General features: G+C 69.8%; 13 protein-coding genes, 3 tRNA genes and 4 pseudogenes. 10 read left to right on the plus strand and 10 right to left on the minus strand.

What is annotated here, in order from left to right:
- Positions 1 to 298: 298 nt before the first annotated feature.
- The 4 genes and pseudogenes from RWE79_RS13200 to RWE79_RS13215 form a co-directional block, all read right to left on the minus strand.
- On the minus strand, positions 299 to 1,015 hold the full coding sequence (locus RWE79_RS13200) for a calcium-binding protein (protein ID WP_475940264.1): 717 nt from the start codon (positions 1,013 to 1,015) through the stop codon (positions 299 to 301).
- A gap of 218 nt (positions 1,016 to 1,233) precedes the next feature.
- Positions 1,234 to 1,604: pseudogene (locus tag RWE79_RS13205) on the minus strand (NAD(P)/FAD-dependent oxidoreductase); the annotation flags it as partial.
- 5 nt (positions 1,605 to 1,609) lie between these two features.
- Positions 1,610 to 2,029, minus strand: a complete 420-nt coding sequence (locus RWE79_RS13210; RefSeq protein ID WP_475940265.1) for an arsenate reductase ArsC — start codon at positions 2,027 to 2,029, stop codon at positions 1,610 to 1,612.
- Positions 1,948 to 2,772 carry an arsenate reductase/protein-tyrosine-phosphatase family protein gene (locus RWE79_RS13215; RefSeq protein WP_475945782.1) on the minus strand — a complete coding sequence of 275 codons (825 nt, stop codon included), beginning with the start codon at positions 2,770 to 2,772 and terminating at the stop codon, positions 1,948 to 1,950. The genes RWE79_RS13210 and RWE79_RS13215 overlap by 82 nt, the downstream gene beginning before the upstream one ends.
- Before the next feature lie 3 nt (positions 2,773 to 2,775).
- Between RWE79_RS13215 and RWE79_RS13220 the strand changes: the two genes are divergently transcribed.
- Together RWE79_RS13220 and RWE79_RS13225 are read left to right on the plus strand one after the other, a co-directional pair.
- On the plus strand, positions 2,776 to 3,090 hold the full coding sequence (locus RWE79_RS13220; RefSeq protein ID WP_475940266.1) for an ArsR/SmtB family transcription factor: 315 nt from the start codon (positions 2,776 to 2,778) through the stop codon (positions 3,088 to 3,090).
- A gap of 36 nt (positions 3,091 to 3,126) precedes the next feature.
- The gene (locus RWE79_RS13225) at positions 3,127 to 3,930 is read left to right on the plus strand and encodes an aquaporin (RefSeq protein WP_475940267.1); all 804 of its coding nucleotides are present in this window, start codon (positions 3,127 to 3,129) and stop codon (positions 3,928 to 3,930) included.
- Between the two features lie 471 nt (positions 3,931 to 4,401).
- Here RWE79_RS13225 and RWE79_RS13230 read toward each other — a convergent pair whose 3' ends face one another.
- The 3 genes from RWE79_RS13230 to RWE79_RS13240 all read right to left on the minus strand — a co-directional run bounded on the left by RWE79_RS13230 (position 4,402) and on the right by RWE79_RS13240 (position 6,777).
- Entirely contained in the window at positions 4,402 to 4,671 is a 270-nt protein-coding gene (locus RWE79_RS13230; RefSeq protein ID WP_475940268.1) for an alpha/beta hydrolase, read from the minus strand.
- Positions 4,672 to 5,197: 526 nt separating this feature from the next.
- Positions 5,198 to 5,977 (minus strand): hypothetical protein, encoded by a 780-nt coding sequence (locus RWE79_RS13235; protein WP_475940269.1) that lies wholly within the window; start codon positions 5,975 to 5,977, stop codon positions 5,198 to 5,200.
- 227 nt (positions 5,978 to 6,204) lie between these two features.
- Complete coding sequence (locus tag RWE79_RS13240) at positions 6,205 to 6,777, minus strand: ALF repeat-containing protein (RefSeq protein ID WP_475940270.1); 573 nt, start codon at positions 6,775 to 6,777, stop codon at positions 6,205 to 6,207.
- A 245-nt stretch (positions 6,778 to 7,022) separates the two neighbouring features.
- Here RWE79_RS13240 and RWE79_RS13245 point away from each other — a divergent pair.
- The 4 genes and pseudogenes from RWE79_RS13245 to RWE79_RS13260 all read left to right on the plus strand — a co-directional run.
- Positions 7,023 to 7,226: pseudogene (locus tag RWE79_RS13245) on the plus strand (alpha/beta fold hydrolase); the annotation flags it as partial.
- Positions 7,201 to 7,506, plus strand: a pseudogene (locus RWE79_RS13250) (DUF418 domain-containing protein); the annotation flags it as partial. The pseudogenes RWE79_RS13245 and RWE79_RS13250, both read left to right, overlap by 26 nt.
- Positions 7,507 to 7,951: 445 nt before the next feature.
- Positions 7,952 to 8,209, plus strand: coding sequence for a type II toxin-antitoxin system VapB family antitoxin (locus RWE79_RS13255; protein ID WP_475940271.1), 258 nt, complete (start codon positions 7,952 to 7,954; stop codon positions 8,207 to 8,209).
- Positions 8,206 to 8,616: pseudogene (locus tag RWE79_RS13260) on the plus strand (PIN domain-containing protein); the annotation flags it as partial. The gene RWE79_RS13255 and the pseudogene RWE79_RS13260, both read left to right, overlap by 4 nt.
- A gap of 510 nt (positions 8,617 to 9,126) precedes the next feature.
- On the opposite strand, the gene RWE79_RS13265 reads toward RWE79_RS13260, so the two are convergent.
- The 3 genes from RWE79_RS13265 to RWE79_RS13275 all read right to left on the minus strand — a co-directional run bounded on the left by RWE79_RS13265 (position 9,127) and on the right by RWE79_RS13275 (position 9,508).
- Positions 9,127 to 9,200 (minus strand) — tRNA-Ile (locus RWE79_RS13265).
- 157 nt (positions 9,201 to 9,357) lie between these two features.
- Positions 9,358 to 9,430, minus strand: a tRNA-Asn gene (locus RWE79_RS13270).
- A 5-nt stretch (positions 9,431 to 9,435) separates the two neighbouring features.
- Positions 9,436 to 9,508, minus strand: a tRNA-Asn gene (locus tag RWE79_RS13275).
- Between the two features lie 186 nt (positions 9,509 to 9,694).
- Between RWE79_RS13275 and RWE79_RS13280 the strand changes: the two genes are divergently transcribed.
- From RWE79_RS13280 to RWE79_RS13295, 4 genes are all read left to right on the plus strand, one after another.
- Positions 9,695 to 9,994, plus strand: a complete 300-nt coding sequence (locus RWE79_RS13280) for a YtxH domain-containing protein (RefSeq protein ID WP_475940272.1) — start codon at positions 9,695 to 9,697, stop codon at positions 9,992 to 9,994.
- Positions 9,995 to 10,071: 77 nt separating this feature from the next.
- Positions 10,072 to 11,538: an FGGY family carbohydrate kinase gene (locus RWE79_RS13285; protein WP_475940273.1), complete on the plus strand. Its 1,467-nt coding sequence runs from the start codon at positions 10,072 to 10,074 to the stop codon at positions 11,536 to 11,538.
- 46 nt (positions 11,539 to 11,584) lie between these two features.
- Entirely contained in the window at positions 11,585 to 13,318 is a 1,734-nt protein-coding gene (locus RWE79_RS13290) for an ABC transporter ATP-binding protein (RefSeq protein WP_475940274.1), read from the plus strand.
- The gene (locus RWE79_RS13295) at positions 13,315 to 15,270 is read left to right on the plus strand and encodes an ABC transporter ATP-binding protein (protein ID WP_475940275.1); all 1,956 of its coding nucleotides are present in this window, start codon (positions 13,315 to 13,317) and stop codon (positions 15,268 to 15,270) included. The genes RWE79_RS13290 and RWE79_RS13295 overlap by 4 nt, the downstream gene beginning before the upstream one ends.
- Positions 15,271 to 15,316: the final 46 nt, after the last annotated feature.

Here is a 15,316-nt window from a genome sequence, read left to right on the forward strand (position 1 = left end):
GGGCCACCGGCAACCGACCAGCAGGCGGACGGGAACCGGATGGCCGGTGAACCTCGACATCCAGGACCTTCAACCGGCAACGGCACTGCCGAGCAATCCGTCGGCGCCGGAGGTTCAGCCCGAGCCCATCGCGGGCTGGTGGCGTCCATCGGCGTGGGTACCGACGGCCCCCTCCTCGGAGGTGCGCAACAGCCGCTGGCCCACGGGTCCCAGGCGGAGCCGTCGATCGCCGGGATTACCGTGCCGTCGGTCTCCGTCGTGGCCAGCGGCTTCCCCGGTGCGCCCGGGCCCCTGGCCGTTACTGGTAGACCTTGTCGGTGCCCGGTCCACCGGAGAGCTTGTCCGTGCCGGCGCCGCCGTAGATCACGTCGTTGCCGCTGTTGCCGTAGATGACGTCCTTGCCGCCCCGGCCGAGGATCACGTCGTTGCCCGGCCCGCCGCGCAGTGAGTCACCGTCGTCCGATCCGACGACGGTGTCGTTGCCCGTACCGCCGTCGGCGCCGTAGTCCGGGGCGCTGAGCAGGTCGTCGCCGGCGCCTCCGTACTGGGTACCGCCGGTGACGGTGTCGTTGCCGTCGTCCCCATGGATGAAGTCGTGACCGGTGCCGGTGATGCTGTCGTTCCCGGCGCCGCCGTGGAGGACGTTCTCGTTGCCGGCCCGCATGACCAGGTCGTCCTTCTTGTCGCCGAGGTCGACGGAGACCCTCGTCCAGAAGTCACCGAACTCCGTGAGCGTACAGATCACCCGCGTCTGGTCCGTCTCGTCGACGTACGCACAGCCCGCGCCGGGCGTGATCGGCACGTCATCGTCGATGACGAACTTCGTCCCGCCCTGTCCGGTGATAATGACGTGGTTGAACTGACCTGTGGCCGCCTTGTAGTAGACAGCGTGCCCCCCGTCTTCGGTGTAGGCGCTCGCGTAGGTGGTCGCGGCCACCGCGCTGGTCGGCGCGGTGACAACGAGTGCGGCGCCGGCGACTACCAGCGCTCCCAGTGGTGCGGTCCAGCGTGACATCAGATCCCCCAAGGACGCGTGTGCGGCGATGCGTCGCCGTCCGACTTCTTGTGCCAGTACTGACCAACGGCCCCGCCGCATGGTTGCCCCCGGTGCCGCATCGGGCAGCGTTCGCTCCGACCCGGCCGTGACGTGGCGGCCCGGGCGCCCGTTGCCGGTAGCCGGTAGCCGGTAGCCGATGCGATGCTGGGGCAACGATCACTCCGCTCACCATGCGTTCCCCGCTTGCGGTAGCCGGATCCGGTAGCCACGACTACGGCCTTGCCGCGGTGGACCGTACCGGCGGTGTCGGTGACTTCCCTGATGTCGCCGGAGAGGTCGACGGAGGCGATGTCGTCCTCGACGATCTCAGCACCGGGACTTTCGGCCTGGGCTCGCATGTTGATCATCAAGTCCGGGCCGTCGATGCCCTGCGGGAAGCCAGGGAAGTCCTCGACCTCGGTGGTCGTGGTCAGCGCGAGCCCCCGACGAAAATCGCGCCGCCGAAGACGAGCGGCTTGAGTTCGGCGCGGGCGGTGCAGAGGGCGGCGGTGTATCCGGCGGGACCGGATCCGATGACGACGACCTCGCGCCCGGCGGTGTCCGCCACGGGCGTCACGCCTCCTGCTTCGCGTCGATCTCGGCGATCAGTGCCTCGATACGGGTCTTGATCTCGTCCCGGATCGGGCGTACGGACTCCACGCCCTTGCCCGCCGGGTCTTCGAGCGCCCAGTCGAGGTACGTCTTGCCGGGGAAGACGGGGCAGGCGTCGCCGCAGCCCATGGTGATGACGTAGTCGGACGCCTGGACGGCCTCGGTGGTGAGGATCTTCGGCTTGGCGCCGGCGATGTCGACGCCGACTTCCCTCATGGCCTCGACGGCGGCGGGGTTGACCTGGTCGCCCGGGATCGATCCTGCGGAGCGGACCTCGATCCGGTCGCCCCCGAGGTGGTTCAGGAATCCGGCGGCCATCTGCGAGCGCCCGGCGTTGTGGACACAGACGAAGAGCACGGAGGCGAGCGGGCTGGAGGACATCGGTTCTTCCTTCGTAAGTGATCGAGCGGGTTGTGCGGGTGAGACGGGATGGGAGGTTCAGGCGATCCGCATGGAGCTGAGCAGGTCGGTGATGTGCGTGTCGATCTCGTCGCGGATTCCTCGTACGACGCGATCGGTGCGCCTTCGGGATCCGTCACGGGCCAGTCCAGGTAGCGGCGGCCGGGCACGATCGGGCACGCGTCCCCGCATCCCATCGTGATGACGATGTCGGCCGCCTGCACCACCTCGTCGGTCAGCGGCTTGGGAAAGGCTCCTGCGACGTCCACTCCGGCCTCGGTCAGAACCTGCGTGACCACTGGCCCGACCTCGGCGGCAGGGTGCGTACCGGCTGAGGAGACGGCGACATGACCTCCGGCGCGGTGCGCGAGGAGGGCGGCAGCCATCTGTGAGCGGCCCGCGTCGTGGCCGCAGCGGAACAGCACACGGGGCAGGCCGACACCGGGCGCCCCCTGGACGTGCACGAGCGCGTCGAGCCGGGCGTGCTCGGCGAGGCGCTCGTAGGAGTCGACGACAAGGCGCTGGACAGTCTCGGGCGAGAAGCGCCCGCAGTGGCGGAGGGCAAGACCGGCAATGCCGGCCGCGAGACGCTCATCCGGCAGGACAGGGGCGGAGACGCGGTCATGGGAACCCCTTTCGGGGCCTGGGTCCCCACCTGTGTGGAGACGCGGGCCCCAGGAATCACTCCAAGCTGGTATCAGCTCGGAGTGATGTGAGAGTATCAGTCCATGATGACGTCAGTCGACACTGATCTGATGCGGGTTCTCGCCGACCCGCTCCGGCTCCAGATCGTCACCTTGCTCGCCAGGGAGACGCTCTGCAGCACACACCTGATCGAGGAGACGGGAGCCAGGCAGACCAACCTCTCCAACCATCTGAAGGTGCTGCGCGAGGCCGGGGTCGTGGAGACCGAGCCGTGCGGCCGGTTCACCTACTACCGGCTCAAGCCGGAGGTCATCGCCTCCCTCGCGGGCCAGTTCGCCGACCTGGCGGAGACCGCGCGCGCCACTGCCGAGAACAACGTCAAGCGGTCCTGCCCCTGATCCCCGCCCCGCGGCGACCTGCAATGAGGAGTCCTGTTGACCGCCACCGAGGCCACCGAGCGTGATGACGCCGAGAGAACCGCCATAGCCCCCGTCCCTGTCGCGCCGCAGCCCGCCCCGGGCGCCACTCCGCCTCAGGCACCCCCGCTGATCGCCAGGGCGGCAGCCGAACTGGTCGGTACCGCAGCCCTGGTCGCGATCGTCGTCGGCTCCGGCATCCAGGCCACCGAATTGACCAAGGACGTCGGCCTGCAACTGCTCGCGAACTCCACCGCGACCGTCTTCGGCCTCGGCGTCCTGATCCTTCTGCTGGGCCCGGTCTCCGGCGCGCACTTCAACCCGGCCGTCACCCTGGCCGAGTGGTGGACCGCTCGCCGCGGCGGTGCCGGAGTCACACTGCGCGAGATCGCGGTCTACGTCCCTGCTCAGATCGTCGGCGCTGCCGCGGGCGCTGTCCTGGCGGACGCGATGTTCGGCGAGCCGCTGGTCAAATGGTCCACGCACGACCGTTCCGCCGGGCATCTGCTGCTGGGCGAGGTCGTCGCGACGGCCGGACTGATCCTGCTGATCTTCGGGCTGGCCCGCACCGACCGGCTGCGCTTCGCGCCCGTCGCGGTCGCCTCATACATCGGCGCCGCCTACTGGTTCACCTCGTCCACGTCCTTCGCCAACCCAGCGGTCACGATCGGGCGCGCCTTCACCGACACCTTCGCCGGCATCGCACCCGGCTCGGTGCCCGGGTTCATCGCCATGCAGCTCACCGGCGTCGTGGTGGGGCTGGCGCTGGTGGCGCTCATCTTCATGCCCGGCCGGCGCGAGGCCGAGCAGCCCGCCGGATGACGCTGACAACCCAGGTCGTAGTGATCGTAGTGATCGGCGGCGCCAAGCCGGGCTCGCCGCCGGTTATCAGCTGCGCCGACTGGGCATCGAGTTCGCCATCCTCGACGCCCGCCGGATCCTGCTGCTGACTCCCGCCCGCAGAGGGCATCCAAGGCGCTCGGAAGCCTGGCCGCCCTGGCCTGTGTTGCCTGCTGCGCGCGCTGCCCGCCCTGATCAGGGCGGGCGTCGTCGGTACGGGCGCCGGAGCGGTGGTGGGCTGGCTGCCCTCGCCGTCGGAACCTGGTGGCTCGGCCGGCACCCGTTCTCGCTCTCGGCGCCATGGAAACGAGCCCGCATCGGCGGCCTGCCCCTCGCCTCGCTCAGCCTGTACGCGGCCCGCATGACACGGGTGGGTGACACCTCCGGCACGTCACAGCCATTCGCCGATCGGGGCGACCAGGACGGTGGCCTCGAAGAGGACCGCGAGCGGTTTCAGGGCCCGATCTCGAACTCAGGCGGCTTGAGGCTGTTCAGGCATCCGGTCCTCGGCGCGGCCGGGGTGTCGAAGAACGAGACGGTGATCTCCTGGGCGCACTTCGACGAGGCGAACACCACATGCGGCTCGTAGGGGACCGTGACGACCTTGGCCCGGCTCAGCGCACGGGCAACGTACGCTGTTGCGATGGTCGGCTGACGTAGCCAGTCGCAAGGGCGGCGAGTTCTACACTCCTCGCGGCGTCGTCCGATTGCTGACGGTGACACCCTTGATTACCTACTCCGTCGCAGGTCAGAGCCATCAAGGCAGTTCCGAACAGCGCGAGACCCACGAGATTCCAAACGAGATTCCAAACCCGCGAGCAGCGGATTCGGTCCGTACAGTCGAAGTTAACGGTCCGGCACCTCACGAGGAACGTTTCCGCAGATCACAGGCCTGCACAGTGGGGCGGGTGGGACTCGAACCCACGACCGACGGATTATGAGTCCTTTGGGGATCTTGGCGGTCCTTGCGGTTCCACGCCGATCCATGGCGTTCTTGCAGGTCAGACGCGCTCTTCAGCGTTGGGATCAGCTGATCTTTGTCGGTCTGTTCCTGTCCTTGTGTCCTCAACACGTCCTCAACACGGCCATTTAAGGGAGGTCTTCCCCGTGGGGTGCCTGCGGCCGGCGGTCCGCGCCATGCGACGAGCCCGTTCTCGCGAGCCGACCGGAGCCGAATGCGGGCGGCGGATTCCGGGAGCCGCACACGTGGGAACCGTGCGCAGTGGGCAGAACGCAGGGGCGGGCCCGATCAGTTGGCCGACGTGTTCCGTGTCATCTCGGCTACCTCGGTGATGGCGCGTTGTCTGAGATCGCCGAACAGCTGCATCGTGACGGCGGCCAGGACGTCGTCCCCGCCGACAGTCCGCCCGTCCCCGCGGCGGGTGGACAGGGCGAGGAGGGGGTCCTTGAGCAGCGGGGCCGGGGCTGGCTCACCCGGCACCACCAGACTGACCGTCCCGAACCGCTTGATCCCGGCCTCGCGGACGACCTTGGCCGCGTCCCGGGCCAGGGCCGTCAGGAACACGCTCGCGATTCCGTCCAGGTCGCGGACCATCGCCGGGACGGCCCTCACCCCCCGGCTCCCCAGCAGCCTTCTCACCCCGGCCTCGAACCGGTGGGCGCCAGCCACACCACTCGGCGTACGCGCCTCGCGGCGCTCACGAAGAGACACGAGCGCACCATCGGCGTTGCGCACCTCGCCCATCAGGCCGTGGAAGGTCGGGCTGTGCAGGTACCATGCCGATCCCACCTCCACCTCGACGTTCCGGTCGATCGCCGAGATGAGGTCCTTGGGAATCAGCCTCTTCCTGGCCTCCTCGGCCGCCGCGCTTCTCGCGCCGTCGATGATCTCCGTCAGCACGGTCCGCGTCACCGACGCGGCGGCCCACGCGGCCGGCCGGGAGACGTGCAACGAGGTCACGTCCCTGAACACCGCTTTGACGAGCTGAGGCTTGAACGGCAGGTCGGTCACGACGGAAGCGGTCTGCGGACCACTGCGCTCGGTGCGTAGGGGCTGTGTGGTGGTCATCGAAGAATGTGCTTTCTGCTGTCGGAGGTGTCAGTGGCCCATGCCGCACCGGGCGGCGAGACCACAGAGCTCTGCGGAGGGCGCCGAGCCAGCACAGGGCCTGCCGGGCGGGGCCGCCGGCACACAGAGGTGCAGGCGGCCCCGCCCGGATTCTCGGCGTTCGCGCGACCGGGCGTGCGGCAGGGGGTGCCGCCCGGGCGACGCGCTGTGGTGCGGCGCCGTGCCGGTCAGGCGACCTGGTGTCTGCCGACTTCCAGGAAGTGGCGCAGTGCTTCGGGTGTGTTGTCGTCGAGGGCTGCGTTGGCTGCCGCGCGCAGGGCCGGGCTGATGGACGGGTCGGCGAGGATGCGGGCGATGGCGACGCGGTCGTCCTCGGCCTGGGCTATCCGGTAGCCGGTCTCCAGCCAAGCGCGCATCGCCTCGGGGTCGTTGGCGTCCAGGAGGGCGTTGACCTCGGCGATGACGCGCCGGCCGCTGTCGGGGTCGGCGAGCAGGCGCGTGATGGCGACGCGGTCGTCCTCGGCCTGGGCTATCCGGTAGCCGGTCTCCAGCCAGGCGCGCATCGCCTCGGGGTCGTTGGCGTCCAGGAGGGCGTTGGCTTCTCGTGTCACACGCCGGCCGCTGTCCGGGTCGGCGAGGATCCCGACTATGGCCACCCTCAGGTCGTCGGCGTCCGGCTCGTCCGCGGGCGCCGACACCGCGGTCGGTGCCGCCATGGCGGCGAAGGACGGGGTGGCGAGCAGGAGGGCCGGGGCGAGGATGCCCGCGGCAATGCCGGGCGCTACGCGATGCAGTCGCAAGGGGAATGCTCCTCTTCGTTTGCTACGGAGGTGAGTTGAGGACGCCTCAGGGCGTTCACTTCGGTGATGCTGCCACCTGGGTCTGACAGTGGCAGTTGCCCCCTGCGGTCGCAGGGCACCGTCGCCGCGGACGTGGCCGGTGTTTCATGGCGGCGCGCCTTCGAGAAGGGCGGCCCTGAGCGCGGCTCGTGGCTGTCGGGGCATGATCGGGGCGAGACGATTCCTGGGGGCGGTCCGAGCGTGTGGTGGTGCGCGACGGGGTTCGGCTTGCCTGCCGGGACCGGGGCGGGCCGGGGGAGCCGGTCGTGCTGCTGCACGGCTTGGCCGGTCATGCGGGTGAGTGGGAGGTGGTGGCCACGCGGCTGATTGCCCGGTATCGGGTCGTCGCGGTCGATCAGCGCGGGCACGGCGCGAGCGAGCGTCATCGACGTGGGAGTGCCCGATCTGCTGTTCACCGGCTTCTACCCGACGATCACATGGATTCCGTTCGTGAGCGCCGGTATGGCGCTGGCCCGCCTCGACCTGTCCCAGACCGCCGTCCAGTGGCGCCGGGCCGCGCTCGGCGCCGCCCTCACCGTGGCCGCGTACCGCATGTCCTTGCTGCTGGCCGGCAAGGACGCGTTGAGGAGCACGGCGGAAGACCGGCCGTCGTCCGGCGGCTCCGGGTCGATGCCCCTCGACAGCGGGTCGCTGGAGCCCCATTTTCCGGCCTCGTCGCTCTTCACGGCCGCCGCCAAGCCGGCGAAGTACATCCGCTGGGACCCGACCGGGGTGGGACGCCTCCACATCCCACCCCGGCGGACGGCTCACAGACACCAGTTGCCACTGAGCCACCCGCGCCCTGCACCGAACGAGCGGATCCAGCGCCTTCCGAGTCGAAGCCTGCGAGGGAGCGGGCCCTCCCCGTACGGCACGGCAGCGAGGCCGGCTTTGAGGTTCAGGTCCCGCGCGAGCAGGCGTCTTCGTCACTGTGCCGGAGTGATCGACTTTCCGCTGTCCGTGGCCCGTCGGCAGCGGATCGACCTTCCAACCCGCTGAGGCCCGCCCCGCTGTCGGGGGGAGCCTCAGTAGCAGTCCTGACAAGCCAGGACCTCTGCTGCCTTCCACCGACGGACCATATACAAAAGATCTTGTATCTTGGTATACTCCAGTTGATATACACAGGAGGGCACCCATGAGTCGTACCGTGATCGACCTCGACGACGAGGCCTTGGAAGAAGCGGCCAAGGAACTCGGCACCACCACCAAGCGCGAGACCATCAACACCGCACTGCGGGAAGTAACGGCCCGTTACCGGCGTCTGCGCGCGCTCGACGAAGCCCGCGAGCTGGTGACCGACGGCGCGCTGGACATGGAACTTCTCCTGGACAAGAGCAAGTACCGGCCCACGAGCACAGCCGACGCCGCCTCCGACACCGGAGCGCATGAGTGACCGTCGCCGACTACCTCATCGACACCTCCGCGCTCGCCCGCGTCCTACTCCGCCAGAACACGGCCGACTGGGATGACAGGATCGGCGCCGGCCTCGTCGCGATCTGCGACATCACCGAACTCGAGGTCCTCTACTCAGCCCGTTCGGCCGCAGACCGTACGCGTTTGAAGGAGGCGCTCGACGCCCACTACGTCTGGTGCCCCATGCCAGAAGGTGTCTACCGCCGCTCCCGCGTCGTCCAGGAACAGCTGACCGCCAAGGGTGAGCACCGCAGCGCGGGCGCCGCCGACCTTCTAGTGGCTGCCGCCGCCGAGGAAGCGGGGCTCACACTGCTCCACTGCGACCACGACTTCGACACCATCGCCCGCACCACGGGACAGCCGGTCCGCACGATCGACCTCAGGCAGTGGAGCCTCCGCAGCCGCACAGTCGGCGATGAGGAACGGGGTGGCCCGTGGCAACGGCCTGTCGAGGACTCAATCGAAGCCCGGGCGCCCGAGCCACGGGAATGACTGGCCAACCAGGGAACTCACCCGCGGCCCGTACCGTTCGTCAACCTTGCTCGTGACCCCTTGCTTTCGGTCCCGGGTAGCCGAGGACGGGCACTTCGGATGGGTGCCAGGCACCCATGGCACTGGGCCCGCACCGTGCACGCCGCCCTTGAGGTGACCTCGAAGGCAGACTTCGCGGTACCTGCGTCCTCACAGCGTCCTCAATTACGCCTCCGGCTCCTCGCTGAGGCCGCTCCTGGGCTCCTCCCCCACCACGCTCCGGCGCATTCACGCAGGTCAACGCAATGCCTACCGCCGCCCGTCGCTCGCCGTCGAACTCGCGAGCAGCGGATTCAGTCCGCTGAGCGGTAGTTGACGCTCCGACACCTCACGAGGAACGTTTCCGCAGGTCAGGAGCCTGCACAGTGGGGCGGGTGGGACTCGAACCCACGACCGACGGATTATGAGTCCGCTGCTCTAACCGGCTGAGCTACCGCCCCGTACGGCGCGTCGTACACGCTGTCTGCCGCAGCATAGCCGCTCATACGATCTGTCGCCCTCGGGGGTCTCGGACGCATCACCTGGGGGACGTCGATCATCAGGTGACCGGTTCCGCCGGTACGAAAAAGGACCCCCGAGGGGGTCCTTCTCCGGCTGCTCCCCCGGCTGGACTCGAACCAGCAACCCTCCGGTTAACAGCCGAATGCTCTGCCAATTGAGCTACAGGGGACCGAGCTCCCCCGACTGGACTCGAACCAGTAACCTGCCGGTTAACAGCCGGCTGCTCTGCCAATTGAGCTACAGGGGATTGCTTGGCGTGCATCGAATGCACCCACTTCCGGCCTCCCGGACGGCGTGCGTTCGCTGCGACACATACATTAGCGCAAAGTAGGGGGTGCTCCGCCAACCGGTATGGCCGTGGTTGTCCTGCGGCTACGGCGGGTAGGCGAGCCTTGCGGTCCGAGGTCCAGGTCCGAGGGAAGGATGAGGAGCCATGCGCTACCGGCTGACGTTCATGGGTGGAGTGGTGGTCGGCTACGTGCTCGGCGCACGGGCCGGGCGGGAGCGGTACGAGCAACTGCGCAAGAGCGCGCAGCGGATCGCCCAGAACCCGGCGGTGCGCAACGCCGCGGAGAGCGCCGGCCAGGCCGGGCGCGGGGTGGCGCTGAAGGCCGCCGACGTGGTGGGCGCGAAGGTCGGTGACAAGCTGCCGCCGAAGCTCTCGGAGCAGCTGCGGCGACTGCGCGGGAACGGTGCGCGGGTCGAGGACGACTGGGGCACCAGTAATACGTGAGCGGTACGTGACGGTGTACGGCGGCCCGGAGGGCTCGCCCTTTTCGGCGTGTCGGCGGCGTGGGGCATGATTCCCGCATGGCGATAGTCGCGGGGATGGACAGCTCGGGCGCGGGGACCACCGTCGTCGTGTGTGACACCGACAGCGGACAGGTACTGCGGCAGAGCTATGCCCCGCATCCCGTGGAGGGGGAGGGGACGGCGTCGGAGGCCGATCCGCAGTCCTGGCTGCTGTCGCTCGGGGACGCCGCGAAGGACGGGATCCTGGAGGGCGTCCGGGCGATCGGGGTGTCGGGGCAGCAGCACGGGATGCTGGCGCTGGACGCGGGCGGGGCGCTGGTGCGGCCGGCGCTGCTGTGGAACGACAAGCGGGCGCAGATCCAGGCGGCGGACCTGACGGATGAGCTCGGCGGCCCCGCGGGGTGGGCCGAGGCGGTCGGGGCGGTGCCGCAGGCCGCGTACCCGGTGGCGAAGCTGCGCTGGATGGCGCAGCACGAGCCGCAGGCGGCGCAGCGGACGGCGGAGGTGCTGCTGCCGCACGACTGGCTGGTCTGGCAGCTGCTGGGCCGCCCGCAGCGGCGTACGACGGACCGGGGTGACGCGTCGGGCACCGGCTACTGGTCGGCGGCGACCGGGCAGTACCGCACCGATCTGGTCGAGCTGGCGCTCGGGCACCAGGTGGGGCTGCCGCAGGTGCTGGGCCCGGCGGAGCCGGCCGGGCAGACCCCGGAGGGATTGCTGATCTCGGCCGGGACCGGGGACAACATGGCGGCGGCGCTGGGGCTGGGGGTCGGGCCGGGCGACGCGGTGGTGTCGCTGGGGGCGGCCGGGACGATATTCGCGGTGCATCACCAGGCGCTGAGCGACCCGACGGGCACCATCACCTCCTTCGCGGACGCGACCGGGCGGCATCTGCCGATGGTGCACACCCGCAACGCCGTACGGGCGCTGCGCGGCACGGCCGACCTGCTGGGGACGGATCTGGCGGGGCTGTCCGGCCTGGCGCTGAAGTCGACGCCGGGTTCGCACGGGCTCGTCATGCTGCCCTATCTGGAGGGTGAGCGGACTCCGGACCTGCCGCACACCGCGGGGACGTTGGCGGGGCTGCGGCGCGAGAGCATGAAGCCGGAGCATCTGGCGCGGGCGGCGTTCGAGGGGATGCTGTGCGGGCTGGCCGACGCGCTGGACGTGCTGCGCGGGCGGGGTGTGGAGGTGCGGCGGATCTTTCTGCTGGGCCCGGCGGGCGAGCTGCCCGCGGTACAGCAGCTGGCGCCCGCGCTGTTCGGGGCGCGGATCGTGATCCCGCCGCCGGCGGAGTACGCGGCGCTGGGGGCGGCCCGGCAGGCGGCGTGGTCGCTCGGCGCGGTGACGGGGAGCGGTTCCGCGGAGCAGCCGCCGCCGGCGTGGCGGACCAGCGACCCGATGCGGTCGATCGAGCCGGGCGAGGACGATCTGCCGACCGGGCAGGCGGTGCGGCAGCAGTACGTCTCGGTGCGGGAGCAGACGCATCCCGGCGCCTTCGGCGGGGCTTCGTTCTCGCACTGAGAAACCGGGTGCCTTCGGCAACGGTCGGACCATAGGATCCTCTTTCGTGCTGATCCGACTCCTCCGTTCCCATCTGCGTCCCTACCGACAACCCGTCACCGTGCTCGTCCTGCTCCAGCTGGTGCAGACGATCGCCACGCTCTACCTGCCCACTCTCAACGCCGACATCATCGACAGCGGCGTGGTGAAGGGCGATACCGGCTACATCCTGAGGGTCGGCGGCGTCATGCTCGCGGTGACCGTGCTCCAGGTGGTCTGCGCCATCGGCGCGGTGTTCTACGGGGCCCGGACCGCGATGGCGGTCGGCCGGGACATCCGGGCGTCGGTCTTCGACCGGGTGCAGAGCTTCTCCGCGCGTGAGGTGGGTCACTTCGGGGCGCCTTCGCTGATCACCCGTACGACCAACGACGTCCAGCAGGTGCAGATGCTGGCGCTGATGACCTTCACGCTGATGGTCTCGGCGCCGATCATGTGCGTCGGCGGCATCATCATGGCGCTGGGCCAGGACGTGCCGTTGTCCTCGCTGCTGCTGGCGGTGGTGCCGGTGCTCGGTGTGATCGTCACCCTGCTGGTGCGGCGGCTGCGGCCGCTGTTCCGGAACATGCAGGAGCGGCTGGACACCGTGAACCAGGTGCTGCGTGAGCAGATCACCGGCATCCGGGTGATCCGCGCCTTCGTCAAGGACGAGTACGAGCGCGAGCGCTTCGGGCGGGCCAACGCCGAACTGACCGCCTACAGCCTGCGTACCGGGCAGCTGATGGCGCTGATGTTCCCGCTGGTGTTCGCGGTGGTGAACATGTCGAGCGTGGCGGTGATGTGGTTCGGCGCCCACCGGATCGACAGCGGGGGGATGCAGATCGGGGCGCTGACGGCGTTCCTCAGCTATCTGATGCAGATCCTGATGGCGGTCATGATGGCCACCTTCATGTTCATGATGGTGCCGCGGGCCGAGGTGTGCGCCGAGCGCATCGAGGAGGTGCTGGCGACCGAGTCCAGTGTCGTGCCGCCGCTGTCGCCGGTGCGGGAGCTGCGCCGGCACGGTCATCTGGAGCTGCGGGGCGCGGACTTCGCGTATCCGGGCGCCGAGGCGAAGGTGCTGCACGGCGTGGATCTGGTGGCCCGGCCGGGTGAGATCACGGCGGTGATCGGTTCGACCGGCAGCGGCAAGACCACCCTGCTGGGGATGGTTCCCCGGCTCTTCGACGCCACGGGCGGCGAGGTGCTGGTGGACGGGGTGAACGTCCGCGAGCTCGACCCGGCGCTGATGGCCCGCACGGTGGCCCTCGTACCTCAGCGGCCCTATCTGTTCTCCGGGACCGTCGCCTCCAACCTGCGCTACGGCAAGCCGGACGCCACCGAGGAGGAACTGTGGCACGCGCTGGAGGTCGCGCAGGCCAAGGGGTTCGTCGAGGCGCTGGAAGGCGGGCTGGACGCGCCGATCGCGCAGGGCGGCACCAATGTGTCGGGCGGGCAGCGGCAGCGGCTGGCGATCGCGCGGGCGCTGGTGCGGCGGCCGGAGATCTATCTGTTCGACGACTCCTTCTCGGCGCTGGACTACGCCACCGACGCCGCGCTGCGGCAGGCGCTGGCGCGTGAGACGGCCGAGGCGACCGTGGTGATCGTCGCGCAGCGGGTCAGCACCATCCGTGACGCCGACCGCATCGTCGTCCTCGACGAGGGCCGGGTCGTCGGCACCGGCACCCACCACGAGTTGATGGCCGGCAACGACACCTACCGGGAGATCGTGCTCTCCCAGCTCACCGAGCAGGAGGCGGCATGACCACCACCCCGACCCGGCGCGGTCCGGCCCCCGCCGCCGGTCCGATGCGTTTCATGGGCGGCCAGCCCACCGAACGTTCCATGGACTTCAAGGGCTCCGGCAAACGCCTGCTGAGGCTGATGCGCCCCGACCGGCTGTCCCTGTACGGGGTGCTGGTGTGCGCGGCCGTCAGCGTGTCCCTCAACGTGGCCGCCCCCAAGATCCTCGGCCGGGCCACCGACCTGATCTTCGCCGGCGTCATCGGCCGGTCCCTGGACGCCGGCACCAGCAAGGCGCAGGCGGTGGCGGCGCTGCGGCAGCAGGGCCGGGGCGGCCTCGCCGACGTGCTCGCCGCGCTGGACTTCACCCCCGGGCGGGGCATCGACTTCGACGCGGTGGGCTCGGTGCTGCTGACCGTGCTGGCGATCTACGCGGCGGCGGCGGTCTTCCACGTCGGCCAGGGCCGGTTGGCGACCCGGGTCATCCAGCGGGCCGTCTCCCGGCTGCGCGGGGACGTCGAGGCGAAGCTGGCACGGCTGCCGTTGTCGTACTTCGACAAGCAGCCGCGCGGTGAGGTGCTCAGCCGGGCGACCAACGACATCGACAACATCGGGCAGACCCTGCAGCAGACCATGGGCCAGATCGTCTTCTCACTGCTGTCGATCGTCGGCGTGCTCGGGATGATGTTCTGGATATCACCGCTGCTGGCGCTGATCGCGGTGGTGACGGTGCCCGTCTCGGTGCTGGTCGCCACCGTCATCGGCAAGCGCGCCCAGCCGCAGTTCGTCGCCCAGTGGAAGACCACGGGCAGGCTCAACGCGCACATCGAGGAGATGTACTCCGGTCACTCGCTGGTCAAGGTCTTCGGCCGCCAGGAGGAGTCCGCCGAGACCTTCCACGAGCAGAACGAGGCGCTGTACCGGTCGGGCTTCCGGGCCCAGCTCATCTCGGGCGTCATCCAGCCCGCGATGATGTTCATCGGCAACATCAACTATGTGCTGGTGGCGGTGGTCGGTGGTCTGCGGGTGGCCTCCGGGTCGCTGTCGATCGGCGACGTCCAGGCCTTCATCCAGTACTCCCGGCAGTTCAGCCAGCCCCTCACCCAGGTCGCCAGCATGTCGAACCTGGTGCAGTCCGGGGTGGCCTCGGCGGAGCGCATCTTCGAGCTGCTCGACGCCGTGGAACAGGGCGAGGAGCCGGTCTCCCCGGCCCGGCCGGCCGAGCTGAAGGGGCGGGTGGGCTTCGAGTCGGTGGCCTTCCGCTACGACCCCGACAAGCCGCTCATCGAGGACCTGTCGCTGGCCGTCGACCCCGGTCACACCGTCGCCATCGTCGGCCCCACCGGCGCCGGCAAGACCACCCTGGTCAATCTGCTGATGCGGTTCTACGAGGTGACCGGCGGCCGGATCACCCTGGACGGCACCGACATCGCCGCCATGTCCCGCGAGGAACTGCGGTCCGGCATCGGCATGGTGCTCCAGGACACCTGGCTCTTCGGCGGCAGCATCGCCGAGAACATCGCGTACGGGACCGAGGGCGCGGGCCGGCCGGAGATCGAGGCGGCCGCGCGGGCCGCGCACGCCGACCGCTTCATCCGTACGCTGCCCGACGGCTACGACACCGTCATCGACGACGAGGGGGCGGGGGTCAGCGCCGGCGAGAAGCAGCTCATCACGATCGCGCGGGCGTTCCTGTCCGACCCGGTGATCCTGGTGCTCGACGAGGCCACCAGCTCCGTCGACACCCGTACCGAGGTGCTCATCCAGCGGGCGATGGCCAAGCTGTCGCACGGCCGGACGAGCTTCGTGATCGCCCACCGCCTGTCCACCATCCGCGACGCCGACGTGATCCTGGTGATGGAGTCCGGCTCGATCGTCGAACAGGGCACGCACGAGGAGCTGTTGGCGGCGGGCGGTGCCTACGCGCGGCTGTACGCGGCGCAGTTCGCGCAGGCGGTGGCGGAGGTCGACTGAGGCCCGGGTCCGGGCCCGGGCCGGTCCGGGGCTCGGGTCCGGGGCT

This window comes from Streptomyces sp. RLA131 (genome assembly GCF_056270125.1).